Annotated in this window: 24 protein-coding genes; 16 read left to right on the forward strand and 8 right to left on the reverse strand. The window is 38.7% G+C overall.

Features of this window, described 5'->3' with window-relative positions; genetic code table 11:
- The gene (locus tag CWD90_RS08350) at positions 1 to 1332 is read left to right on the forward strand and encodes a TlpA disulfide reductase family protein (RefSeq protein ID WP_103475493.1); all 1332 of its coding nucleotides are present in this window, start codon (positions 1 to 3) and stop codon (positions 1330 to 1332) included.
- Between the two features lie 113 nt (positions 1333 to 1445).
- Here CWD90_RS08350 and CWD90_RS08355 read toward each other — a convergent pair whose 3' ends face one another.
- On the reverse strand, positions 1446 to 2105 hold the full coding sequence (locus tag CWD90_RS08355) for an aspartate kinase (protein ID WP_103475494.1): 660 nt from the start codon (positions 2103 to 2105) through the stop codon (positions 1446 to 1448).
- Positions 2106 to 2156: 51 nt separating this feature from the next.
- Complete coding sequence (locus CWD90_RS08360) at positions 2157 to 2516, reverse strand: YraN family protein (protein WP_103475495.1); 360 nt, start codon at positions 2514 to 2516, stop codon at positions 2157 to 2159.
- 191 nt (positions 2517 to 2707) lie between these two features.
- On the opposite strand from CWD90_RS08360, the gene CWD90_RS08365 reads away from it, so the two are divergent.
- From CWD90_RS08365 to CWD90_RS08385, 5 genes are all read left to right on the forward strand, one after another.
- A complete protein-coding gene (locus tag CWD90_RS08365; RefSeq protein WP_103475496.1) occupies positions 2708 to 4216 on the forward strand; it encodes a DUF1800 domain-containing protein in 1509 nt (502 codons plus the stop codon).
- Positions 4217 to 4227: 11 nt separating this feature from the next.
- Positions 4228 to 5943 (forward strand): DUF1501 domain-containing protein, encoded by a 1716-nt coding sequence (locus CWD90_RS08370; protein WP_103475497.1) that lies wholly within the window; start codon positions 4228 to 4230, stop codon positions 5941 to 5943.
- A 136-nt stretch (positions 5944 to 6079) separates the two neighbouring features.
- Positions 6080 to 8158 (forward strand): methionine--tRNA ligase, encoded by a 2079-nt coding sequence (gene metG, locus CWD90_RS08375; protein WP_103475498.1) that lies wholly within the window; start codon positions 6080 to 6082, stop codon positions 8156 to 8158.
- A 45-nt stretch (positions 8159 to 8203) separates the two neighbouring features.
- A complete protein-coding gene (locus CWD90_RS08380; RefSeq protein WP_103475499.1) occupies positions 8204 to 10327 on the forward strand; it encodes a Tex family protein in 2124 nt (707 codons plus the stop codon).
- A 69-nt stretch (positions 10328 to 10396) separates the two neighbouring features.
- On the forward strand, positions 10397 to 10915 hold the full coding sequence (locus tag CWD90_RS08385; protein WP_103475500.1) for a ferritin: 519 nt from the start codon (positions 10397 to 10399) through the stop codon (positions 10913 to 10915).
- A 696-nt stretch (positions 10916 to 11611) separates the two neighbouring features.
- On the opposite strand, the gene CWD90_RS08395 is transcribed toward CWD90_RS08385, so the two are convergent.
- On the reverse strand, positions 11612 to 11911 hold the full coding sequence (locus CWD90_RS08395) for a GIY-YIG nuclease family protein (RefSeq protein WP_103475502.1): 300 nt from the start codon (positions 11909 to 11911) through the stop codon (positions 11612 to 11614).
- 367 nt (positions 11912 to 12278) lie between these two features.
- Positions 12279 to 12611: a single-stranded DNA-binding protein gene (locus CWD90_RS08400; RefSeq protein WP_103475503.1), complete on the reverse strand. Its 333-nt coding sequence runs from the start codon at positions 12609 to 12611 to the stop codon at positions 12279 to 12281.
- A 253-nt stretch (positions 12612 to 12864) separates the two neighbouring features.
- On the opposite strand from CWD90_RS08400, the gene CWD90_RS08405 reads away from it, so the two are divergent.
- The 5 genes from CWD90_RS08405 to CWD90_RS08425 all read left to right on the forward strand — a co-directional run bounded on the left by CWD90_RS08405 (position 12865) and on the right by CWD90_RS08425 (position 15347).
- The gene (locus CWD90_RS08405; protein ID WP_103475504.1) at positions 12865 to 13245 is read left to right on the forward strand and encodes a DUF1304 domain-containing protein; all 381 of its coding nucleotides are present in this window, start codon (positions 12865 to 12867) and stop codon (positions 13243 to 13245) included.
- A gap of 98 nt (positions 13246 to 13343) precedes the next feature.
- Positions 13344 to 13916, forward strand: a complete 573-nt coding sequence (locus CWD90_RS08410; protein ID WP_103475505.1) for a pentapeptide repeat-containing protein — start codon at positions 13344 to 13346, stop codon at positions 13914 to 13916.
- A 78-nt stretch (positions 13917 to 13994) separates the two neighbouring features.
- On the forward strand, positions 13995 to 14384 hold the full coding sequence (gene gloA2 / locus CWD90_RS08415) for an SMU1112c/YaeR family gloxylase I-like metalloprotein (RefSeq protein WP_205161226.1): 390 nt from the start codon (positions 13995 to 13997) through the stop codon (positions 14382 to 14384).
- On the forward strand, positions 14381 to 14989 hold the full coding sequence (locus CWD90_RS08420) for an LbetaH domain-containing protein (protein ID WP_103475507.1): 609 nt from the start codon (positions 14381 to 14383) through the stop codon (positions 14987 to 14989). Before gloA2 ends, CWD90_RS08420 begins: the two co-directional genes overlap by 4 nt.
- Positions 14990 to 14996: 7 nt before the next feature.
- Complete coding sequence (locus tag CWD90_RS08425) at positions 14997 to 15347, forward strand: hypothetical protein (RefSeq protein WP_103475594.1); 351 nt, start codon at positions 14997 to 14999, stop codon at positions 15345 to 15347.
- 136 nt (positions 15348 to 15483) lie between these two features.
- Here CWD90_RS08425 and CWD90_RS08430 read toward each other — a convergent pair whose 3' ends face one another.
- Positions 15484 to 15948 carry a CBS domain-containing protein gene (locus CWD90_RS08430; RefSeq protein WP_103475595.1) on the reverse strand — a complete coding sequence of 155 codons (465 nt, stop codon included), beginning with the start codon at positions 15946 to 15948 and terminating at the stop codon, positions 15484 to 15486.
- 212 nt (positions 15949 to 16160) lie between these two features.
- Here CWD90_RS08430 and CWD90_RS08435 point away from each other — a divergent pair, with 212 nt between their 5' ends.
- The 4 genes from CWD90_RS08435 to CWD90_RS08450 all read left to right on the forward strand — a co-directional run bounded on the left by CWD90_RS08435 (position 16161) and on the right by CWD90_RS08450 (position 20592).
- A complete protein-coding gene (locus CWD90_RS08435) occupies positions 16161 to 18443 on the forward strand; it encodes a M28 family peptidase (protein ID WP_103475508.1) in 2283 nt (760 codons plus the stop codon).
- The gene (locus CWD90_RS08440) at positions 18440 to 19249 is read left to right on the forward strand and encodes an SDR family oxidoreductase (RefSeq protein WP_103475509.1); all 810 of its coding nucleotides are present in this window, start codon (positions 18440 to 18442) and stop codon (positions 19247 to 19249) included. The genes CWD90_RS08435 and CWD90_RS08440 overlap by 4 nt, the downstream gene beginning before the upstream one ends.
- Positions 19250 to 19371: 122 nt before the next feature.
- Positions 19372 to 19746, forward strand: a complete 375-nt coding sequence (locus CWD90_RS08445) for a hypothetical protein (RefSeq protein ID WP_103475510.1) — start codon at positions 19372 to 19374, stop codon at positions 19744 to 19746.
- Positions 19747 to 19881: 135 nt separating this feature from the next.
- The gene (locus CWD90_RS08450; RefSeq protein WP_103475511.1) at positions 19882 to 20592 is read left to right on the forward strand and encodes a hypothetical protein; all 711 of its coding nucleotides are present in this window, start codon (positions 19882 to 19884) and stop codon (positions 20590 to 20592) included.
- Between the two features lie 157 nt (positions 20593 to 20749).
- On the opposite strand, the gene CWD90_RS08455 is transcribed toward CWD90_RS08450, so the two are convergent.
- Complete coding sequence (locus tag CWD90_RS08455) at positions 20750 to 21214, reverse strand: nuclear transport factor 2 family protein (RefSeq protein ID WP_103475512.1); 465 nt, start codon at positions 21212 to 21214, stop codon at positions 20750 to 20752.
- A gap of 28 nt (positions 21215 to 21242) precedes the next feature.
- On the reverse strand, positions 21243 to 21737 hold the full coding sequence (locus tag CWD90_RS08460) for a hypothetical protein (RefSeq protein ID WP_103475513.1): 495 nt from the start codon (positions 21735 to 21737) through the stop codon (positions 21243 to 21245).
- A gap of 341 nt (positions 21738 to 22078) precedes the next feature.
- Here CWD90_RS08460 and CWD90_RS08465 point away from each other — a divergent pair, with 341 nt between their 5' ends.
- On the forward strand, positions 22079 to 22525 hold the full coding sequence (locus tag CWD90_RS08465; RefSeq protein ID WP_103475596.1) for a hypothetical protein: 447 nt from the start codon (positions 22079 to 22081) through the stop codon (positions 22523 to 22525).
- A gap of 185 nt (positions 22526 to 22710) precedes the next feature.
- Here the strand turns inward: CWD90_RS08465 and rimK are convergent, their stop codons facing one another.
- Entirely contained in the window at positions 22711 to 24087 is a 1377-nt protein-coding gene (gene rimK, locus CWD90_RS08470; RefSeq protein ID WP_103475514.1) for a 30S ribosomal protein S6--L-glutamate ligase, read from the reverse strand.
- Between the last annotated feature and the right edge of the window lie 110 nt (positions 24088 to 24197).

Consider the following 24197-nt stretch of genomic DNA (forward strand, 5'->3'; position numbering starts at 1 on the left):
ATGCCTTTAAAAAACATCCTATTCTTTTTCGCATTGTGTTTCGCTTTGGTACTGGAAGCCCAACATACCATTTCCGGGAATTTGTCCCCAGCGGAAGATTACAAATGGCTGATCGCCTATAAATTAAATCCTGACCATCAAAATTATATAGCCGATACGGCCGTTGAAAATGGTGCTTTTTCGCTGAACATTCCAGCGAATGCATCAACCGGCATGTATAGATTGGTATATGCCGCGCCACAAGAGGAATACTATTTTGACGTGATATACAATGGGAAAGAAGATATTGTGTTGTCCTTTGATTCCCAAAAAGGTTTATCCATTGTTAGCTCCAAAGAAAATTTACTTTACACCAAGTACTTTAAAGAGGTTCATGAGCTCGAGAAACAAATTGTTCAGTTTTATTCCGAACCAAATAGAGATCAAAGTGCGATCAACGCGCTTTTTAAAAAACTGGCAGTTGTCCAAAAATCATATGAAACCCAATCTGCAGGCTTGATCTGCGGGCATTTTATTTCGGCAAATAGCCCCTATATTCCTGTCGAATTCCAAGAAGTTGAAACCTATGTACAACAGAAAAAGCTACATTATTTTGATTCCCTAGACTTTAATGATCCATTTATATTGGGATCAGGTTTTTTAACGGACAAAGTCATAAATTATGTATTTACAGCGCTACCCCATCAACAGCTCTCCCTTGAGGGAAAAGAGTTGATAATGATAGATAATCTGCGAGCATTGGCAAGGGTGTTGGAAAAGGTAAGTGCAACTAATCGAGTGCTGTTATATAATGGTATTTGGACACAGGCCATTAGTAACGACTATAAATCCTTGGCCGATGTTGTTTATGGAAATTATCTTAAAAGTTTGGCTACGGAAACCAATAACACTGACATTCTAGATAATATTGAAACACACAATCGCCTGCGTCTTGGGGCAAAGGCCCCGGAAATTACTTGGAATGAAGAAGGTGCCATTAAAAAACTTTCGGACCTGACAGGGGCCAAAAATTATGTGATTATTTTTTGGAGTAGCACTTGTTCGCATTGTCTCCAGCAATTACCGGAATTCCATAAAAGAGTAAAGGACATTCCAGGTGTTCAGGTACTGGCTATTGGTCTGGAAGATGACGATGTAACTTGGAAATTGGAGTCGGCAAAATTACCGGCCTTTATTCATGGTATTGCCCTTGGGAAATGGGAAAGTCCATATACCACCTTATATGATATACATCAAACACCAACCTATTATATTTTGGACAGGGAAAAACGCATTGTTGGCAACCCAGAGGATTATGAAGAGGTTGTAAAATTTTTAAAAGAGCACCAATAACACATCTTAAGAAGAGTCACTGCGTTTTAAAAATTATCCCATTTTTACATTTAAACATTGCTCAATTAACATTTTGAAACATTAACAAATTGTTTCATTAATGCACTATTGTATTATAATGTTTTTAGATCCTTTATAGTTTTAAAGGCAACATCTACCTGTTCATCATTTACAATTATGGTAAATTCGTTGGTTGTGGAAATTACCTCATATAATACAATCCCTTCCCAAGCCAGGCGTTGAAAAATAAAGTAATAGATTCCCGGTACGGAAACGTTCTCGGCCGGTAATTTTACGGTAATGGAGGAAAGGTTATCTGCCTTCTGAGTGCACTTTTCATTCTTGAACAACTCTTCCACTGCCTCATCCAAAATATTACTGACAACAATATTGAGTTCGTTTACCCCTCTTGAAGAAGTATAGAAAACATCTTTATTTCTATTTACTTCTTTTAACAAAATAGTCTGATTCTCCAAAATGGATTCGGACACCAAAAAGGTAAAATCGGTCAATGAAGACCTTACTGTAATCTCCCCTATATTTTTTAAGACCTTAATAATCTTATGGGTCGCACGAAACTCCAGATCATCGGAAAGGCGTTTTAAAGCCATTACAATTGCACCATTGCGAATATCCTTGCCCAACTCACTTTCAATTTCTGGTTTTACTATCCTAGAAAGCGAAGTTAAATTTATAATACCTTGAGCTAAAGCACTCTGCAAAAATGGCTTCTTTTTAATGTAGTCTTCCACGACCGATGAAATAGTCTTCATTTTCTTAAACTTTTGGTAAAAATAACAAATTGTTACAAATAAAACAAATAATTAAAAATGATAAAATGCATTTTCCAAATGCTCTATATTGAAATTGGGGCCATTCTTATGTACTGTAACAATATCGAACCTAGCCTCCACATCAAGATCTTTACTAATTATATAATGATCAGCCGCCATTACCATTAACTTAATTTTCTTTTCCGTAACCGTTTCGGCAATGGACTGCATATAATCCGAACTCCTCGATTTTACCTCAACAATCGCCAAAATATCTCCTTTTTTTGCAATAATATCAATTTCTGCTTTTAAATACCTATAATTTCTATGAACTACCTTATAACCATTTCTCGTTAAATGATCCACCGCCAATTGCTCTCCCTTTTTGCCAAATTCATTGTGTTTTCCCATACTATTCCAATTCTATTTACCAAAAAACGTGCATTTGGTCGAAAAATCAAGCTCACTGTCGTCCAAATTTCAACAAACCACGTAATTTGTTATGCATTATAGCGAAAAATTTGTATTGGACATAATTTCCAATTTAAATGTGCGTTATGCAATGACCCCTTACTAGTAACCTATCAAATGCGGAATAAATTATGGAATATTTCATAAACTGTAATACTTCTAGTTTGGCCCCCTATTCCACCCCACTGGATTCACAAAGGGCCTCACATCTATATAGAAGATTGGGTTTTAGCGCCTCCGTGCAAACAATTGACCAAGCCACAGGGCAGACTGCCACAAACTTGGTAAACTCCCTTATCACCGAAGCTCAGAACATGCCCACATTGGCCGCCCCAACTTGGGCCAATTGGAACAACAGCAATTATCCGGAGGATGATGACCTACGTGGACCAATAATAAGGTCACAACAGGAAGAATTTAAACTGGCCTATACCAATTCACTATTGGACAATAATCTAAGAGATCGTTTAAGTTTCTTTTGGAGCAATCATTTTGTAACCGAATTGGACGTTTATAATTGTAATTCCTTCCTTTACCATTATATCAACTGTCTTCAGCGAAATGCGATTGGTAATTTTAAAACCTTTGTTAGTGAAATTGGCCTTACCAGTGCCATGCTTTACTATTTGGACGGGGTTTACAACAATGGTAACAACCCCAATGAGAATTATGCACGGGAACTGTACGAACTATTTACATTAGGGGAAGGCAACGGATATACGGAAGAGGATATCATTGAAACGGCCAAGGCTATTTCTGGCTATGTAGAAAGGGGAGAAATTGGCTGTGAGCAAGTAGTTTTTGATCCTACCAAATTCAACTCAGAGAATAAAACAATATTTGGAAGAACTGGAAACTGGGGTTATGATGATGTTATTGACATTCTTTTTGAAGAGAAAGGTGCCCAAATAGGCTATTTCATATGTAAAAAATTATATGAATTTTTTGTACACCCGGACTCCACGGATGAAGCAAATAATGCCAAAACTATTATTGACGGGTTAACCAACACCTTTGTAAGCAGTGGTTTTGAATTAGCACCTGTGTTAAGTCAACTTTTTAAAAGTCAGCACTTTTTTGACGATGAAGCTATTGGCGTTATTATTAAAAGTCCTTTCGACCTTTATCTAAATATTATTAACGAAACTAGCTTTTCCTATAATGACACTAGTATTGGTAGCCTAATAAATTATAGCGGTATGTTGGGTCAAGATTTATTTGACCCTTTTGATGTTGCTGGATGGCAACGCAATAGATCCTGGATCAATACCAATTTTTTAATTGGGCGTTGGCTAACCTTAGAGTCCATTATAGATGGCTTCTTTCAGGACAACACGGAACAATTCAGGACATTTGCTATGAATGCCGTTGGCCCTGCCAACAGCAATACAAGTAACCCAGAGATTGTAGTACGGGCCATAGTTGATAAGATAACCCCCAAAGGAATGTTCACTGAACAGGAATTTGAAAATGCCATGTCGTCATTTAAAATAGGGGATGTCCCGGAAGAATACTATGGACCTGATTATATTCCTGGAGGACAATCCTTATGGATTTTAAGTATTAGTCAAGAGGTTCCCTCACAAGTTCATCTTCTATTAAGACATCTTTCCAGACAACCTGAATTCCAACTCAAATAAAAAAGACAATTATGTGCGATACTCACCATAATTCACCCCATAAAGGCAAAGACCATGATGGTCACGATTTAGAACACAAGACTTGGAGCAGGCGTTCTTTTTTACAGGCCTTAGGAATTGCCGGTTCAGGCTCCATGATGCTGGGCAGTAATTTTCTGACCGCATCGGCCCCATCCCCTTTGACCTCGGCAATAGCCATGGCGGAAACCGATAATATTTTAATTTTAATTCGTTTATCGGGTGGAAATGACGGCCTTAGTACTATTATACCAATTAATCAGTACGACATTTATGCCAACGCACGCCCAAATATTTATCTGCCGGAAAGTAAAATTTTAAGATTGACCGATGAATATGGGGTTCCTACCTATATGAAGTCCTTGGAGCCCATGTGGGGCGAAGGTCAATTTAAAGCAGTTCATGGTGTAGGTTATGAAGGACAAAGTCTGTCACATTTTACCGGTTCTGATATTTTTGCCAATACCGATTTAACCACAACAGGATTCAGTGGACGTGATACCGGATGGATGGGAAGACATTTTGAAAACCTATATCCCGATTATTTATCGGATTTCCCGGGTAGTAGACCAGAAGGTCCAGCCGCCATACAAGTTGGAAACTACGGTAGTTTGGTTTTTGAAGGCGAAGAGACCAATTACGCCTTTGTAACCAATAATATAGATCAGTTGGAACAGATTGCGGAAACTGGTTTGCAATATTCAGTAGATGATGCCCTTTTTGATGATTGTATGTATAGCGATCAGATAAAATTTCTTAGAGGGGTATCCAACGTAACCAATGAGTACTCCGGAAAAATACATGAGGCCTATATGCGTGGCGCAAACCAAATAGAGTATCAAAACAACGGTTTTGCCAGACAATTGGCTTTGTTGGCACGATTGATAAAAGGTAATTTGGGTACCAAAGTGTATATGATTAGTTTGGGTGGTTTTGACACCCATGGAAATCAACCCTTGGTGCACGAACGTCTAATGTCCAATTTATCCATTGCGGTAGACAATTTTTATGATGACTTGGCCTTTACCCAGCAAGATGAAAAAGTATTGAGCATGACTTTTTCCGAATTTGGTAGAAGAATATATGAAAACGGATCTAATGGAACCGATCACGGTAAAGCAGCTCCTACCCTATTTTTTGGATCAGGATTAAACGGAAGTGCTTTTGTGGGCGAGCATCCAGCTTTGGACGAGCCCAATAGTAGAGGTAACCTGGAATACACTATGGACTTTAGAGACCTTTATGCCACCGTATTGACAGAATGGTTGTGTGTAGATATTCCTCTTGTGGAACAGCATTTAATGGACGGATACACCTATAAACCAGTAAATTTAGGATTTAATTGTAGCGGGGTAGATTTTCCTGAAATCACTTATAGTGATGGCAACCCTACACCACCTACACCAACAGATCCTACTGGGGAAAATCCAAATCCGGAATTGGTAGATGCCATTATTCACAAACCATTTTACCCTACGGATTCAACACCGCACATTTACCTTGAAATGCCATTTAGCGCCCACGTAAACATACAATTGTTCAACATTATGGGTCAATATTTGGGTTCCGTATTTAATGAAATGATGTTGGAAGGGTCTACAGAAATAAATATTAGGGAGGGATTACCGACCTATTTGGCCTCTGGAAAATACATTTATAGAATACAGGTTCAAAATCAAAATCTCAGCAAATCCATTATGGTAGCATAATATCACCCCCTACTTACTATGCAAGAAGGCCTTCGTAAATTCTGAATTGTTTTCAGAATAACGAAGGCTTATTTTTTGAAGGAATACCTCAGCTGCGCGTAAAAATCTTTATTTTTGCACCCTAATCCAAGAATTAATGTCGCAGAACCTTCAAAAGCCAGCAAGATATACTATTACCGCAGCACTACCATATACCAACGGACCTATACATATAGGGCATTTGGCCGGTGTTTATGTGCCCGCGGATATCTACGCAAGATACTTGAGATTAAATGGCAATGATGTAGCCTTCGTCTGTGGAAGTGACGAACATGGGGTCGCCATTTCTATGAAAGCAAAAAAAGAAGGTGTTACCCCTCAAAATATTATAGATAAATACCACGGAATTATTAAACAATCCTTTGAGGATTTCGGGATTACTTTCAATAACTATTCCAGAACCTCTGCCGAAGTCCACCATAAAACGGCCTCGGATTTCTTTGTAAAACTATATGAGCAGGGAGATTTTATTGAGGAAACCACAGAACAATTGTACGACCAAGAAGCCCAACAGTTCTTGGCCGATCGTTTTGTTGTTGGTACCTGCCCAAAATGTGGGTTCGAAGAGGCCTATGGCGATCAATGTGAAAACTGTGGTTCTACCTTAAACGCCACTGACCTTATTAATCCTAAATCTACCATATCTGGAGCAGTACCCTCGCTAAAAGAAACCAAACACTGGTTTTTACCCTTGGACCGATACGAGGATTTTCTTAAGAAATGGATTCTAGAGGGTCATAAAAACGACTGGAAGCCCAATGTCTACGGCCAATGTAAATCTTGGATCGATGATGGCCTAAAGCCACGGGCCGTAACCCGCGACTTGGATTGGGGTATCCCTGTCCCTGTTGAAGGCGGTGAAGGCAAGGTACTGTATGTTTGGTTCGATGCTCCTATAGGCTATATATCCTCTACCAAAGAATGGGCCGCTAGGGAAGGCAAGGATTGGGAACCTTACTGGAAGGCCAAGGACACCAAAATGGTACATTTTATTGGTAAGGATAATATTGTTTTTCATTGTATTATTTTCCCAAGTATGCTAAAGGCACATGGCGATTTTATATTACCGGAAAATGTCCCTGCCAACGAATTTTTAAATTTGGAAGGTAACAAACTGTCCACCTCCAAGAATTGGGCGGTATGGCTACATGAGTATTTGGAAGACTTCCCCAACATGCAAGATGTGCTAAGGTATACGCTAACTGCCACGGCCCCGGAAACAAAGGATAACGATTTCACTTGGAAAGATTTCCAAGCTAGGAACAATAACGAATTGGTGGCCATATACGGGAACTTTATCAATCGTGTAGTGGTGCTTACCAATAAATATTACAATGGTATTGTACCCACTCCTGGCGCCTTTAGCCAGGTAGATCGGGAAACTTTGGAAGCGCTAAAAAAATACCCTGAGATCATTGCCAATTCCATAGAAAGATACCGTTTCCGCGAAGCGGGCCAAGAAGTTATGAATTTAGGACGTTTGGGCAATAAGTATTTGGCCGATGAAGAACCTTGGAAAGTAATAAAACAGGATGAAGAAAGAGTAAAGACCATTATGTTCGTAGCCCTTCAAATAGCATCGGCCCTAGCAGTTTTGAGCGAACCATTTTTGCCCTTTACCTCTGAAAAACTAAAGACAATACTGGGGTTTGACACCCTGGACAACGACCTAAACTGGGAAAATGTAGCTAAAAATGAAGTGCTGCTTCCGGCCGGACATCAGGTTAAGCCTGCAGAATTATTATTCAGCAAAATTGAGGACGAAGCCATTCAGGCACAATTAGACAAATTGGAAGCTACCAAAAAAGCAAATGAAAATATGAACAAAGAAGTTAGCCCACAAAAAGACACTATTACTTTTGATGACTTTTCCAAGTTGGACATGAGGGTAGGCACCATTATTGAAGCAGAAAAAATGCCAAAGGCCAAAAAATTGTTGGTCTTAAAAGTGGATACGGGACTGGATGTAAGAACCATAGTCTCAGGAATTGCAGAAAGCTTTTCGCCAGAAGACATCCTAGGTAAAAAAGTGACCGTTTTGGTGAACCTAGCGCCGAGAGCCTTACGTGGAGTAGATAGCGAGGGCATGATTCTAATGACCGAAAACGCTGATGGCAAATTGGTATTTGTTAATCCGGATGAAGATGGAGTTGATAATGGCGGGACAATAAGTTAGGTCTCGAATACATTGAATCCTTCTGCCTTAAAATTAAAATACCCCATGAATCTCATTTCCTACATCACAAAAAACACCCAGCTTCCTGTAAAAGGCATAGAAAATACGGTGGCCTTATTGAACGAGGATTGTACCCTGCCCTTTATTTCCCGATACCGAAAAGAACGTACCGGAAATTTGGATGAGGTGCAAATTGGTGCCATAGTGCAGTTTAAAGCACAGTTTGAGACCTTGGAAAAACGCAAGTCGACCATCCTTAAATCTATAGAGGAACAAGATTCCCTTACCCCAGAATTAGGACAGAAGATTGCTAATGCCGAAGATCTTACCACTTTGGAAGATCTTTATCTCCCCTTTAAGAAAAAGCGTAAAACGAAGGCAGAAACAGCCATCAAAAACGGTCTGGAACCTCTGGCTAAAATTATTTTGGCCCAACGCACCGATGAAATAGATTTTGAAGCATCAAAATATGTTAGTGATAGCGTTCCCAATGAAGATGATGCGCTGGAGGGAGCTCGCCATATCATTTCTGAATGGATAAACGAACGTGCCGATATCCGAAATCAGATCAGGACACAATTGGATAAATTTGCAATAATAGCCACCAAGGTCATTTCAACCAAGAAAGAGGATGAGAAGGCCCAAAAGTTTAGGGACTATTTTGAATGGAGCGAACCTTTAAATCGTTGTCCCTCTCACCGACTATTGGCCATATTACGGGCTGAAAATGAAGGCTTTATATGGGTTAAGGTCGAAATTGATGACGAGAAAGCCGTCTCCAATATGGAACATAGGATCATTAAAAGCAATAATGCTACTACTCCACATCTTCAATTGGCCATTCAAGATGCCTATAAAAGATTGCTCTTCCCTTCACTTTCAAATGAAATTTTAAAAAGCGCCAAGGAAAAGGCAGATGAATCGGCTATTCAAGTATTTTCCAAAAACCTAAAGCAGCTATTGTTGGGGTCCCCTTTGGGCGAAAAAAGGATTTTAGCCATAGACCCAGGATTCAGAACAGGCTGTAAAGTAGTTTGCTTAAACGCTCAGGGCGATTTGGAGCACAATGAAACCATTTATCCACATGCACCGCAAAACGACAGCACTGGCGCTATAAAGAAAATAAGCTCCCTGGCCGATGCCCATAAGATTGAGGCGATAGCTATTGGTAACGGTACGGCCTCAAGGGAAACAGAGCAGTTGATCAAGCGCATTCAGTTCAAAAACAATATTGAGGTGTTTGTGGTTAGTGAAGCAGGAGCCTCCATTTATTCTGCTTCCAAAATTGCCCGTGACGAATTCCCCAATTACGATGTTACCGTTAGAGGTGCCGTATCCATAGGGCGAAGGTTGGCCGATCCCTTGGCCGAATTGGTAAAAATAGATGCCAAATCGATCGGGGTAGGTCAATACCAGCACGATGTAGATCAGAATCTTTTAAAAAATTCCCTAGATTCGGCCGTAGAAAGCTGTGTGAACACAGTGGGGGTCAATATAAATACTGCCAGTGTACCACTCCTAAGCTATGTTTCCGGAATAGGTCCAAAACTAGCTGAAAATATTGTAGCCTATAGAAACGAAAATGGTCCCTTTGCAAGCCGAAGCGAAATTAAAAAAGTGCCTCGTTTGGGAGCCAAAGCCTTTGAACAAGGAGCGGCATTTTTACGCATTAAACAGGCAAAAAACCCTTTGGATGATTCCGCGGTACATCCTGAAAGTTATTCTCTAGTGCAAAAAATGGTCAAAGATCAGGGCGTTCCCCTATCAGAAATTATTGGAAACAAGGAAGTCCTTAAAAAAATAGACCTTAAACATTATTGTACTGAAATGGTGGGATTACCCACTTTACAGGATATTGTAAAGGAATTGGAAAAACCGGGATTGGACGTACGGGAAAAAGCAAAGGTATTCACCTTCAACCAGAACATAAGAACCATTGCCGATCTTAATGCTGGGCAATTATTACCCGGAATTGTGAACAACATCACTAATTTTGGATGTTTTGTGGACGTGGGCATCAAAGAAAGTGGCCTGATCCATATCTCCAACCTTTCGGATAGTTTTGTAAAAGACGTAAACGAACACGTAAGTCTGCACCAGCAAATAATTGTAAAAGTTTTGGAAGTGGATATTCCCAGGAAACGGATTCAATTGGCCTTGCACAAATAACCTCAAAACTTAAGTTCTTACGCGGTAAAAGGTTCTTTTATTTGTAACTTTATTCAAAATTTAATAGTTATGTTGTCTGAAAAATTAGAAAAAGCATTGAACGAACAAGTTCGTATTGAGGCTGAGTCCTCGCAGGTATATTTATCAATGGCCTCATGGGCCGAAGGCAAAGGATTGGAGGGAATTGCACAATTTATGTATACCCAATCCGATGAGGAACGTTTACATATGCTCAAGTTGGTGAAATATATAAACGAGAGAGGTGGACATGCCTATGTCTCTGCACTCAATGCACCCAAATCCGACTTTGGCAGTTTTCAAAAAATGTTCCACGAATTATTGGACCATGAAATTTTTGTATCCGATAGCATTAACGAACTGGTACATGTAACCCTTCAGGAAAAGGATTATGCCACCCATAATTTTCTTCAATGGTATGTAGCGGAACAAATTGAGGAGGAGGCTTTGGCACGTAATATTTTGGACAAGATCAACCTTATTGGAAATGACAAGGGTGGCTTATACTTGTTCGACCGTGACATTCAACAGATTACAGCCAATAGTGCTGCAATTACTCCCAAGGCATAATTTTAACATTTAATCTTATTTAGATTGAATTAAAATAGATATTTTTGCCCAGTTGATTTAGATCAAAGGTGGGCAAGAAGAAAAAACAGGACAAGAAAATCGAAAAAAAGCTGAAAAAGGCTTTAAAAAAGGAGCAAAAAACGGCTCTAAAAGAAATGGTTCCCCATGGCTGCAAAACCAAGTGCTGCGACAAGTACAAAAAGGCGGAATCCAAGAGGTGCAGTCGTTGTCCTTGTTTTGATCTGATGCAGAAAGTTGCTTAATCTTTAATCACCTTGCACCTACCTGGCATTACGCATTTAATTGTATTCAGACAAGCACAGTGAAGTAATCTCATAGCCTTGTGGTAATAAAAAACTGAAGTAAATCCATTACAAACAGATTGCTTCGTCACTTGCGCTCCTCGCAATGACGTTTATAAGGATTAGTGAATACCCATGCTAATCTCAAGAGTTACCGTCATTGCGAACTTGGCTGTCCACAGGCAGGCATAGTGAAGCAATCTCATAGAAGTGAGCCCTAATTTAACAGATTGCCACCTCACTAAAGTTCCTCGCAATGACGTCTCATTAGGCATAGTTAAACAGAAAGCCTTAACGACCATAGTTGCACATCATTGCCAACTTGGCTGTCCGCAGGTAGACAAAGTGAAGCAATCCCTTAGTAGGGTGTTCTTATGTTTACCTCAAATACTGTTCAATCAAAGTAAAACAACCATCCTATAGCCAAATCTTCCCAATTGGGATTATCTCTGTTAACTAATTGTTCCTTTCGCCTCCTATTTCCAGCCTTTATCTGCTTTTCTCTTTCAATAGCTTTACGAATGTCACTGAATTCCTCGAAGTAAATTAATTTATTACAATTATAACGAGAAGTAAAACCATGAAATATACCAATTTTATGCTCATAAATACGCTTAACTAGATTGCTGGTAACCCCCACATATATAACCGTATTATTCTTATTAGTAAGTAAATAAACATATGACTTTTTCATTCTTATCAGTTTCGTTATCGAAAAATTGAATGCGGCAAGGAATGGTGCTGTGAGAACAGAGAGATTGCCACGTCACTAACGTTCCTAGCAATGACGGCTAATTTAGAGTCATGAGATACAGTCTGAACACCTTGGTAGTCCGTCATTGCGAACTTGGCTGTCCGTAGGCAGACATAGTGAAGCAACCTCATTGCTTTGAACCCAAATATAACAGATTGCCACGTCCCTTACGCTTCTCGCAATGACGTTTCATTAAAACAACCTAAGAAGCAAAAGAAGCAACCCAATAGACCCATAAGGGACCCAACAGATTACTTCTTAATACTGTAATATACTCGGTAAATCTTCCCAAGTCGGGAGGCCTGAACTACTTCCCTAACATCAGGAGTTCATTACAGCGAATTTCGGTAATATACCGCTTTTCCCCTTCCTTGGTTTCATAGGACCTAGTGGTCAATTTTCCTTCAATGGCGACTTCTTTGCCTTTGTTGAGATAGTTTTCCACGATTTCAGCGGTCTTGCCCCAGGCTACCACATTGTGCCACTGGGTATCCGTTACCTTTTCGCCTTTGGCATTTTTGTAAGTCTCATTAGTTGCAATGGCAAACTTAGCCAACTTGCTGCCGCCGTCTAGATTAATAATTTCTGGATCGTTACCCAAATTTCCAATCAACTGTACTCTGTTTCTAAGTGCGTTCATAATACATAATTTTTAAATCCCGAAGCCAGTCCGGGAATGGTTAAACAGTTAATGACTTTTTATGGGACAAACTTAGCAACCCATGCAAATGTTATTCGGTTGAAAAGTATTTAATTTCGTTTGTTATCGTTTGTAGTCGTTTACAAACGCATATAGATGCCCTAAATCAGGCATTTTACATATAAATTGAACTAGAATTCAATAATATCCTTAAATTTAATGGGAACATAATCCAATAACCTAAGACTCATATATGCAGACCTTTATAAAAATACTTATTGGCATTATAGCCCTTGAACACCTATATATTTTATACATGGAAATGTTTGCCTGGGAAACCTTGGGCAAAAAGACCTTTAGAAAAGCACTGCCTGAAGAAATGTTTAAACCCACAAAAGGACTGGCCGCAAACCAAGGGCTCTATAACGGTTTTTTGGCGGCAGGACTGCTATGGACCTTTTTTATTCAAGACCCAGCCTGGAGCACCAACATCGCCATATTCTTTTTAAGTTGTGTGGCCATAGCAGGTATTTATGGGGCCTTGTCTGCGAGCAAAAAAATATTTGTGGTGCAAGCTCTACCCGCCCTCATAGCATTACTCCTGCTACTTCTGACTTCTTCCACTATTCTATAATTTAAAGTGCTCAAATAATTTTACCTTGAATAGATATTACTTCCTTTGCCCATCACCGCGATATGGAACATTAAATAGACAAAAATTAGTATCCCCAAATGAGTAACCCTTTTATTATCGATCGATCCTTTAAAGGAATCGACTTTACCGCCAAACCTTTATCCAAAGCCGAATATGAGAATTGCTTATTTGACTCCTGCATATTTTCCAACTCGAATTTATCCAACATTGTTTTTATGGAATGTGAGTTTACTGATTGTGATCTGAGCAATGTAAACCTTACCAATACCACCTTTAAGGAAACCGACTTTAAAAGGAGCAAATTATTGGGAATCCGTTTTGATCATTGCAATGATTTTCTACTTTCATTTAATTTCTACGACTGTATCTTAAACCTATCCTCCTTTTATAAGTTAAAAATCAAGAACACTATATTCCAGAACTGCAAAATGCTTTCCGTCGATTTTACAGAAACCCAACTTATAGAAACTGTATTCGAATCCTGTAATCTTCAAAGTGCCATCTTTGAAAATTCCAACCTAGAAAAAACAGATTTTAGAACTGCTATTAACTATACCCTAGATCCTGAGAGAAACAGAATTACCAAGGCACAATTTTCTAAAGACGGTGTTATCGGCTTGTTGTCGAAATTTGATATCCGAATCGAATAGCTTCATAGACGTCATTATATACGTTTGTAATCGGATAATTTGTACCTTATTGGTTCTAAAACAAATTTCCATTGTCAAATAATGACTTTAAACAAAATACACCATATTGCCCTCATCTGCACCGATTATAATAAATCCAAAAATTTTTATGTGGAAGATTTGGGTCTACAACCAATCAGAGAAGAATTCAGGGAAGAGCGCAATTCCTACAAATTGGATTTGGCATTGAACGGAGAATACATCATTGAACTCTTTTCATTTCCAAATCCCCCAACAAGACCAACAAGACCGGAAGCAACCGGCCTAAGACATTTGGCTTTTGAAGTGGACGATTTAGACAAAAGCGTCTCTGTATTAGCTGAAAAAGGTATTAAAGCAGAACCCATTCGCATTGATGCAAATACTCAAAAACAGTTCACTTTTATATTTGATCCAGACGATTTACCCATAGAACTTTATCAAAAATGATTTCCATAAATGATTACATAGAAAACTTCTACACCTATTTCCCCAATCTTAAGGGGGTTTCTCCTTGGGGTGTAACCCAGTCCATAACATCAATAATACAAAAGATGATTTCTGAACTTCATCCAGATGACTACTCCATTGAAGATAATATCGCCATCCATAAAACTGCTGTTATCGAAAAAGGGGCTATTCTAAAAGGACCTCTAATTATTTCAAAAAACAGCTTTGTAGCAAGCCATGCCTACTTACGTGGAGGGGTGTTTCTGGGCCAAGGGGTTCGTATAGGCCCCGGAAGTGAAATAAAGACAAGTATAATTGGCCATAACACAGCACTTGCCCACTTTAACTTTATAGGGGATAGCATTATAGGCAACCATGTAAATTTTGAGGCGGGTTCGCTTATTGCCAACCATTATAACGAAAGAATCGACAAAACCATTTGGGCAGTACTAAATGGGAACAGCGTAAATACGGGAGCCACCAAATTTGGAGCGTTAGTAGGAGATCATTCCAAAATTGGAGGCAATGCCGTACTTTCCCCTGGCACCATATTAAGTAAGGGTTATATAGTGAAGAGATTGGAACTTATTGAACAAAATAAATAACCAAACAATGGAAAAGAAATGCTTGGAATGTGGAGATAAGATTTTAGGCAGAGTGGACAAAAAATTCTGCTCGGACTATTGCAGAAACGCCTATAATAACAAACTGAATAAGGACAGTAAAAATTTAGTGCGGAATATTAACAACCGCTTACGTAAAAATTACAGAATATTGGACAGTTACCCACTAACCGAGGGCAAAACCAAAACTACCAAGACCCGATTAATGGACAAAGGTTTCGATTTTGAGTACCTCACCAATTTATATACCACCAAAAAGGGAACCACCTATTATTTTGTATATGATCTAGGCTATTTACCATTGGACAATGACTACTATATGATCGTGAAGAGGGAATAGCTCCATGCCATTAAAATAAGGTTATCCACATCAATACCTCCCCCCCGAAGGGAAGGTTGTGGTTTAGTGGCTTATATTTATTTTTAGAATACAACCTTACTTTGAAGAAACTAGTGTGGATAATAGAAGCAGACTATTATTTCCAGTTATGTCCGCTTAATTTCAAAGCGGCAATCACTATATCCTTACGGCTTATTTGACCTACCAAGATCCCATTTTTCATAACAGGCAATCTTCTTCTTTTGTGCTTATCAAATATACCCGCCGCATCAAAAATAGACATATCAGAAGGAATAGTCTCTACATCCTTAGTCATAAATCGCTCTACACTCTTGTCCAATATAGGCTGATTAAAATATCGGCTTTCCGAAATCTGTTTCATACAATCGGCTTCGGAGATTATTCCCACCAAAAATCCGTTGCTATCCAAAACAGGACCCCCAGAAATATGGTATTTCGCCAAATGCTCCATAACCGTTAAAATAGATTGATCGGGACTAAAGGTGACTAACTTTTTAGTCATATAGTCCTCTACTAGAATGGGAGCATCAAATTCCTTTTTAACGACCTTTCGAACTCCCTGAAAACTTTTTATTCCCATACCGTTTATTTTTAGGTTAATTTGAAAGATAGCATTTTTCAACACATTACACAACTAATTAAGATTTAATCAGTTAAATGGTCAAGTTTTTGACTAAATCATTGAATATAATTTAATTTAGTATAAAGCAAGACTCACCAATTTAAAGACAAAACCAAACTCTCCAAGGTAATCCACGGATAATTTCTTAATTTTAAGTTTTTACACATACTATGAAGCAATATTCTTCTGCCTTTACCCTCCTTATTCTTTTGCTTGCCATTTATTTGAGTTTCGATGCATCTATGCCGGGCTACCATCCAGATGCTAAAGTTGATGATACTTCGTTTTCCACCGATAGGGCACTTGTTCATGTAAAAAGCATATCCAAAAAACCTCATGGCGTTGGATTTCCAGCGCATTCCGAGGTAAGGAATTATATTATTTCGGAATTGAACAAGCTGGGATTGCAAACAACGACCCAACAAGGATATACCGCCGGGGATTGGGGCAATTTTAGTAGCGCTACCAATATTTTGGCCAGAATTAAAGGGACTGAGAAGGGGAAAGCCCTGCTTTTACTCTCACATTATGACAGCCATCCACATTCTTCCTTGGGCGCCAGTGATGCTGCCAGTGGAGTAGCTACTATATTGGAAGGTGTACGGGCTTTCCTAAAACAAAACCAGGCTCCAAAAAATGACATTATTATTCTCATTTCCGATGCCGAGGAATTAGGATTAAATGGGGCTGATCTCTTTGTAAACAAACACCCTTGGGTAAAGGAGGTAGGACTGGTTTTAAATTTTGAAGCCAGGGGCAGTGGGGGACCCTCTTATATGTTATTGGAAACCAATAGGGGGAATGCCAAGGTCATTGAAGAATTTATTAAGGCCAATCCCAAATACCCTGTGGCCAATTCCTTGGTCTATAGTATTTATAAAATGTTGCCCAATGATACCGATCTTACCGTGTTCCGGGAAGACATGGATATAGAAGGGTTAAACTTTGCCTTTATTGACGACCATTATGACTACCATACTGTACGGGACAATTACGAGCGATTGGACCGTAATACCCTTGCCCATCAGGGTAGTTACTTAATGCCATTGCTAAAGCACTTTAGCAATTCTAATCTCACCGACTTAGAAAGCCTAAACGATTCTATTTATTTCAACATACCTTTCTTCAGATTGGTATCCTATCCTTTTGATTGGATCTTTCCTATGCTGGGGCTTGCCATAATATCCTTCTTAATCTTAATGATTTTAGGTCTCAGGAACGGCTCCTTGGAAATTAAGGAAATAGGGAGAGGTTTTATTCCCCTACTTTTAGTTCTGGCCATAAATGGCCTTATAGGCTATTTTGGGTGGTCTGCACTAACCAATATCTACCCACAATACCAGGATATTCTTCATGGGTTCACCTATAATGGTTATTCCTATATCCTTGCTTTTGTCCTATTTTCAGTGGCCGTCGGTTTTTGGGCCTATCATAAATTTGAAACTACAAAGACCCAAAATTTAATAATAGCCCCATTATTGCTCTGGTTAATAATTTGCACGCTTGTTGCCATTTATTTAAAAGGAGCCAGTTTTTTAGTAATTCCCGTTTTTGCATTGTTGGCATCGCTATTGATAACGACCCATCAAAAATGGCCCAGTCCCTTTCTCTTGCTATTTTTGGCTTTACCGGCAATTTGGATATATGCCCCTTTGATTAAAATGTTCCCTGTAGGTCTTGGCCTTAAGATGATGATCACCTCTACCCTTTTAACATCATTAACCTTTTTCTTATTGCTCCCAGTTTTTGGTTCGATAAAAAACAAAAACGGATTGGCCTTTTTGTTTCTAATACTTTGCTTCGGGTTTCTTCTTTCCGCACATCTTGATTCGGACTTTAGCCATGAAAATGCCAAACCCACCAGTTTGGTTTATATGCTCGATGCTGATAAGGGGACTGCTGAATGGGCTACCTATGACAAAGTATTGTCTGGTTGGACCTCGCAGTACGTTGATAATAATAAAGAACAACTAATAGGTTCAGAATATGAATCTCTAGCCAGTAAATATGGCACAGGGTTTAGTTATAAGTCACCTGCTCCTATTAAAAATATTCCTCAACCAAAAATCGAAACCACTAAGGACACCATTGTGGGAAACAGTCGTAAATTGGAAATATGTATTACTCCCCAACGAACTATCAATCGCGTGGAAATATTCACCAATGAGGTAGAAATCTTGGAGGCCAGTATAAATAATATTCCGCTATCCCAATACTATCTACAAAATAGAACAACCCCAAAATTGGTGACCCACTATGTCAGCAAAAACGATTATACCGAATTACAAATTTCGATTCCCAAGGATGGCGAATTGGAACTAACCCTATATGAGGCCTCCAACGACCTGTTAAGCAATCCAATGTTTACTGTACCACCAAGGCCAGAGGACAACATACCTATGCCATTTGTTCTAAATGATGCTATATTGATTACTAAAAAAATAAAATTTTGAATCAGAAAGTAGGTATTCTAGGTTGTGGTTGGCTCGGTCTACCCTTGGCCAAAACTTTAGTTGATGATAGACTTACCGTATATGGAACTACTACATCGCCCTCTAAAATGGATTCCTTGAGGAAAGCCAATATCATCCCTTTCACTATTGTTCTAACAGAGCATGGAATTGAAGGCAACATCAAGGAATTTTTAGACGAATTAGATTTATTGATCATAAATGTTCCACCAAGGCTGCGATCTGCACCCAGGGAAAGCTATGTGGAAAGAATGCTTCATTTACATGGTGAAATAAAAAATTCGCCCTTAAGAAAAATTATTTTTATCAGCAGCACCTCTGTATATGGGAACAATGAGGGATTGATTACTGAAGACTCCCCAGCCCATCCAAATACCGAATCCGGAAAGCAACTGTTAGTCTCGGAAAATATTTTCTTAAAGGACGGGGAGCTAAATACCAGTATTATCCGATTTGCAGGCCTAATTGGACCTAAAAGGCATCCTATAACATCTCTTGCTGGAAAAACCAATCTTACCAATGGTGATGATGCAGTAAACCTTATACATCTGAACGATTGTATTGGAATTATTAAGACCGTTATACATGGGAATTACAAAAATCAAATACTTAACGGGGTATTTCCCTATCACCCTAAGAAAAAAGAGTATTATACCTCGGAAGCAGCAAAAAGAGGCCTTTTAGCACCAATTTACACGAAGAATTTAGATAAAATAGGAAATAAAATCATTGAAAGTAAGTGTTTAAATGTTAAAAAATACCAATATATCACTTCAATTGTAAGTTAATACACCACACCTTTATACACTTTCACAACAAACATAGCCGTTTTAGGTTAAATTATATCCCTGATTGTTAACCGTTTATCGATTTGTATGTACCTTTAAGTAAACGAATAAATTCAATTATCATGGAAAATTCAGGTCTAAAAAGAAGAGTACTTTACGAAATTGAAAATTTAATTTCCAAAAGCTGTTCAAAAAGCAAAATGTCCCAAAAAATTCAAAATCTGCATATTGCAATATTGAAAAAATATTACAATGCTACAGACGTATCCATAGACTATCACAGAAAGAGGGTTATTATGGATATAGTTATGGACGACAGCTGTTATGACCCAAAGAAAGTGAATTCTTCCCTGCCAATTTTAAGGGCAAATTTACTTTTTAAGAATTTAAAGGAATTTTTAAGTTCTAGTTTGGACAAAGACAATGTGAGTATTGCATTTTATGCTAGACTCATTAGGTCCTATGAAAATAGGAACGTAAAGCTCACCACTGCTTAAAAAAGACCCCAATCAACCATATTAAAAAAGGATGCCCGTCGGCATCCTTTTTTATTGCCTATCAAAGGTTTAAGGCTTTCCTTAACAATAGGATAGAAATAATTTACTAGTTTTGGCACACTAAAAAATTGAACAATGAAGAAAATAGTTTTAATCCTTCTTTTTATCGTAGGATTTACGGCCAATGCGCAGACAAAAAGCGACTTGCTTAAACATTATGAAGCCTTTTATGACCAAATGAGGCAACAGGGTGATATAAATGGTGTGATCAATGCTATAACTCACCTAAACCTACTTGCCCCAAGTAAAGAGCGCAACGATACCTTGGCGTACATTTACACCACGGACAATCAACATCTACAGGCTCTAAACACTATAGGGATTGAAAAAAACGAAACGGACTCCGATTTGGCAGTACAGGTAAAGGCCATTTCCTTAAAAGCTTTAAACCAACCTAAAAGGGCATTGGAGCAATTTGAAATTCTAAACAAAAGAGGTCCAAACCCATATTTGGCCTACGAATTGGCCGACCTAAAGATTCAAACTGGCGACAATGATGGTGCAGCCATCAATATTGAATATGGCATTGCCAATGCGAAAGAGGATATGAAATACGCCTTCTATGAAAGGCAGCAACCTTACGAAGTTATCCTAAAAGCAGCCTTTATCCATTTGAAAGCGTTGGTAGAATTTAACAAAGACCAAACAAATATAGATGGCGCCTTAGCAACAATTGATGAAGCCCTAAAAATAGACCCCAATTTTAACTTGGCAAGTCTAAGCAGACAGGCTTTACAGTCCAGAAAGGACAAACAGGAGAATAAGGAACCGGAACCAAAGCAATAATCAAAATATTGCAGGACCCAACCACATAGTTTCCTCAATATGGAACTCAACAAAAAAACCACTGCAGGGCAGTGGTTTTTTTGTTTTACCAAGTCGGCGGACTTAAACCCAATGAAAAACAAGGATCCATTAACCGACACTTCTAGGGAATGGAACCTTATTGTTTACTTAGCTTTTCGATAATCCTATCGTCCTTTTCCTGTTTTATTAGAATTACTTCGGAAACATTTTCATTGGGAATAACAATGGACAATACGTAGTGGGCAATTTTCCATTCTCCTGATTCTTTCCGTAGCACCCCTGATCCACGACATAGTTTCATTTGGGTATTCAGTAACTCATCGAACCAAGCTAAGTTGGCATTTTTATTAATATAAACATTTCGTTGCACTGGGGTAAAGTCCCACGCCTTTCCTTTATCAAAATGAGGCTTTGCATAAGCCTTAAAGTCCGCTATTTCCCAATTTTCGGAAGCATCCGTACCAATAAAAATGGCATCGGAGGTCATTAAGTCAAAATAGCCCACAAAATCAGCTGCTCCTGCCGCTCTGTGCCAACTATCAAGCGTATGCTGTATTTGGATTTTATCCGTTACTTCTTGAGACCTCAGCTGTGAAGCCATAATAAAAACCGATATCCATATAAAGTATCTATTCACTTAAAATTAGAATGGTGTCCAGCTTGCTATTGACAACAACGTTGAACTGATTCCTAAAAGCATTATATGCGTTGATCATTTCGATAGTAGATCCTTTTGTACCAACCCTGTATTCTAAATTTCCTTTTGTTTTAAGAATGTAGGTCTTAAATACCTTTTGTCTGCTTTTAATCTGTGCCTTGTCAAATGTTTCGGGATAGGCAGATGCTTCCAGCGTTTTTTGTTTTTCGATCAAATCTTCTATAACCAACACCAAATCTTCCCTATTGGCAACCCTATAAAGCGATTCAAATGTTGTTTCCAAACCATTGAACTCTTGCCATTCTTTGAGCACAGTTAAGGCCTGTGCATTTATTGCAGTGGGTTTTGGAAGTGAGTCCACACTAAAAAAAACCTCTGCCTTTTCCTTTGGCGCCTCTATGATCGCCCCTTGTTTACAGGCACCCATCAATACGAATACCAGGCCATAAAACACTATTTTTCCCATAGGACGAAGTTACAAATTATAATAAAGGCCATGTTAAATTGATATTTAATTTAACTAGTTTTTAATGCAAAATCAAGCTTTGCCATTTGATATATCGTCAAATAGGAGCTTACTATACCTTGGCCTAATGGAAATATTTATAAATAATAAGGTGTTTGCCACTGCATAATAGAAAGAAGTAATTACAAAGGCTTGCCCCCGAAAGCAACCAAGTTGGATCGCATTTAAATATTATCCCATATTAAAGGAGATTTATAAATTAGAAAACAAAAATATACCTTTGTAGGTTTTTTCCCGTTAAGAGGGATATGCAAAATGTAAATTACTTAAAATCAAATCTTATGAAACCTACAAGACTATTATTATTGACCATCTTCGCCATGGCCTCTTCGGCACTTACAAGCTGTAGCAATGATGAGGATGATGTTATGGCCCAAGTTAGGGTGAATGGCACGGTGTTAATTGAAAACGGCGATGATTACAATGGCGATGTGGATGGTGATTTTACAGGTAACGGAGGAACGTCTTCCAAGACTTTCTCATGGAACAATGCACTAACCACAGCCGAATACAATGCAGATATCACCTCTTCTATTGGCGGGGGATTCAAAATGACTGTAATGGATGCGGATGGCAAATCGGTATTGGATCGCTCATTAAATAGTGGTACTGAACCGGATTCCTTCTCAGGTGTAACCTCAGCTGGAGCAGCTGGTATATGGTCTGTGACTATTAGCTTAACAACATTTAACGGCGAAGGAAGCTTTTCAATAAGCGAAGGAAATTAATCCTCAAAAATTTAAAATATTGTAAGGCCCAAAAGAATAATCTTTTGGGCCTTTTCTTTTTTATAAAATATGGAATCCTATCAAGCCCATAATTGGGGAACTTGTTGTGAACTTTGACATCAGATGCATCCTCTGCCCCAACTACATATTCCTACCGTTAAGACCCTGAAGGATTAGTTAAAGAACTAGACTGTAAATTTTATTTTACTTTCTATAGCCCTGATCATGATATTGGCAATATCCTTTCCCGTGGCATTCTCAATTCCCTCTAATCCAGGAGAAGAATTTACCTCTAGAAGTAATGGACCTTTATTGGAACGAATGATATCCACCCCGGCAACGGCCAGATTTAGCACTTTGGCTGCCTTTACGGCCAACTTCCTTTCTTCGGATGTAATTTTTACAATAGAGGCCTTGCCCCCTTGATGCAAGTTTGCACGGAATTCCCCCTTTTCCGCTTGACGCTGCATAGATGCCACGACTTTTCCATTCACCACGAAACAGCGTATATCCTGACCGTTTGCTTCTTTAATGAACTCCTGCACCAAAATATTGGTCTGCACGCTCTTAAATGCATTAATAACGCTTTCTGCGGCCTTGTTGGTTTCTGCCAAAACAACACCCTTACCTTGGGTACTTTCCAATAATTTTATTATCAATGGGGCACCGTTCACCATCCTAATAAGATCCTTTGTATCCATTGGAGATTTTGCAAATCCGGTTATAGGGATATGTATATCATTTTTGGAAAAAAGTTGCGATGCAAATAATTTATCCCTGGACTGCGTTATTGCTTCGGCCGAATTTAAGCAATACACCCCAAGATTGTCAAACTGCCTGATCAAAGCACAACCGTAAAATGTCACCGCCGGCTTTATTCTGGGTATAATGGCGTCAAACTCGTTTAGGATATTTCCTCCCCTGTATCTTATCTCGGGCGAATTGGCATCCAATTTCATATAGGCATGCTCTACATTTAAAAACACCATGTCGTGCCCCAAAGCCTCTCCGGCTTCCATTATTCTTTTATTACTATACAACAATGGGTTACTGGCCAACAAGGCTATTTTTAGTCCTGTCTTTTCTTTAAAATGAGAGGCATATTTATCATTAATTTCTTTGACGGTAAACTCCTTTAAATTAAAACTTACCGCTGGGTTAACCACAAAACGTTCATTTAGGGCTTCCCGGCCCAAAAGCATACGATATTCCATGGTATCCCTATTGGCCAAAGTAAGTTCTATCTCAAAGGTAAGTTCCCCCACACGAACAGGTGTCCTAACCACATACCGCTCCTCTGATATCCCCGAAGAGCTCTTTACTATCCTACGATCAACCAGTCTTGCCTTACATTCTATATTTATGCCCCTATTATCCTGGAGCGGGTTAACCTCAAACCTTACCCATTCGTGGGCCCCTTTGGTATACACTTTAATATTATTCGCCTGTATGGATGATGTTTTTGCCCCGGAATCTACCCTAGCTTTGATGGCTGGGATTTCCAAATCTTCAAATACACACCATTCTTCACTTCCAATAATATCCAGGTTCTTATACTTCATCTATTTTAAATAATTTTGTTTTTAAACAATTGCAAAATAAAACACTTAACCCCTTGTAATCAAAATTAAGGGATTACTAATTTATTAAATTTATAAAGGTCATCTAGAAA

The sequence above is a fragment of the Arenibacter catalasegens genome (genome assembly GCF_002909235.1).
Taxonomy (GTDB): Bacteria; Bacteroidota; Bacteroidia; order Flavobacteriales; family Flavobacteriaceae; genus Arenibacter; species Arenibacter catalasegens.

Coding starts and splice junctions, on each gene's coding strand:
- CWD90_RS08350 (WP_103475493.1), top strand. CDS start 1: ATGCCTTTAAAAAACATCCTATTCTTTTTCGCATTGTGTTTCGCTTTG.
- CWD90_RS08355 (WP_103475494.1), bottom strand. CDS start 2,105: ATGAAGACTATTTCATCGGTCGTGGAAGACTACATTAAAAAGAAGCCA.
- CWD90_RS08360 (WP_103475495.1), bottom strand. CDS start 2,516: ATGGGAAAACACAATGAATTTGGCAAAAAGGGAGAGCAATTGGCGGTG.
- CWD90_RS08365 (WP_103475496.1), top strand. CDS start 2,708: ATGGAATATTTCATAAACTGTAATACTTCTAGTTTGGCCCCCTATTCC.
- CWD90_RS08370 (WP_103475497.1), top strand. CDS start 4,228: ATGTGCGATACTCACCATAATTCACCCCATAAAGGCAAAGACCATGAT.
- metG (WP_103475498.1), top strand. CDS start 6,080: ATGTCGCAGAACCTTCAAAAGCCAGCAAGATATACTATTACCGCAGCA.
- CWD90_RS08380 (WP_103475499.1), top strand. CDS start 8,204: ATGAATCTCATTTCCTACATCACAAAAAACACCCAGCTTCCTGTAAAA.
- CWD90_RS08385 (WP_103475500.1), top strand. CDS start 10,397: ATGTTGTCTGAAAAATTAGAAAAAGCATTGAACGAACAAGTTCGTATT.
- CWD90_RS08395 (WP_103475502.1), bottom strand. CDS start 11,911: ATGAAAAAGTCATATGTTTATTTACTTACTAATAAGAATAATACGGTT.
- CWD90_RS08400 (WP_103475503.1), bottom strand. CDS start 12,611: ATGAACGCACTTAGAAACAGAGTACAGTTGATTGGAAATTTGGGTAAC.
- CWD90_RS08405 (WP_103475504.1), top strand. CDS start 12,865: ATGCAGACCTTTATAAAAATACTTATTGGCATTATAGCCCTTGAACAC.
- CWD90_RS08410 (WP_103475505.1), top strand. CDS start 13,344: ATGAGTAACCCTTTTATTATCGATCGATCCTTTAAAGGAATCGACTTT.
- CWD90_RS08420 (WP_103475507.1), top strand. CDS start 14,381: ATGATTTCCATAAATGATTACATAGAAAACTTCTACACCTATTTCCCC.
- CWD90_RS08425 (WP_103475594.1), top strand. CDS start 14,997: ATGGAAAAGAAATGCTTGGAATGTGGAGATAAGATTTTAGGCAGAGTG.
- CWD90_RS08430 (WP_103475595.1), bottom strand. CDS start 15,948: ATGGGAATAAAAAGTTTTCAGGGAGTTCGAAAGGTCGTTAAAAAGGAA.
- CWD90_RS08435 (WP_103475508.1), top strand. CDS start 16,161: ATGAAGCAATATTCTTCTGCCTTTACCCTCCTTATTCTTTTGCTTGCC.
- CWD90_RS08445 (WP_103475510.1), top strand. CDS start 19,372: ATGGAAAATTCAGGTCTAAAAAGAAGAGTACTTTACGAAATTGAAAAT.
- CWD90_RS08450 (WP_103475511.1), top strand. CDS start 19,882: ATGAAGAAAATAGTTTTAATCCTTCTTTTTATCGTAGGATTTACGGCC.
- CWD90_RS08455 (WP_103475512.1), bottom strand. CDS start 21,214: ATGGCTTCACAGCTGAGGTCTCAAGAAGTAACGGATAAAATCCAAATA.
- CWD90_RS08460 (WP_103475513.1), bottom strand. CDS start 21,737: ATGGGAAAAATAGTGTTTTATGGCCTGGTATTCGTATTGATGGGTGCC.
- CWD90_RS08465 (WP_103475596.1), top strand. CDS start 22,079: ATGAAACCTACAAGACTATTATTATTGACCATCTTCGCCATGGCCTCT.
- rimK (WP_103475514.1), bottom strand. CDS start 24,087: ATGAAGTATAAGAACCTGGATATTATTGGAAGTGAAGAATGGTGTGTA.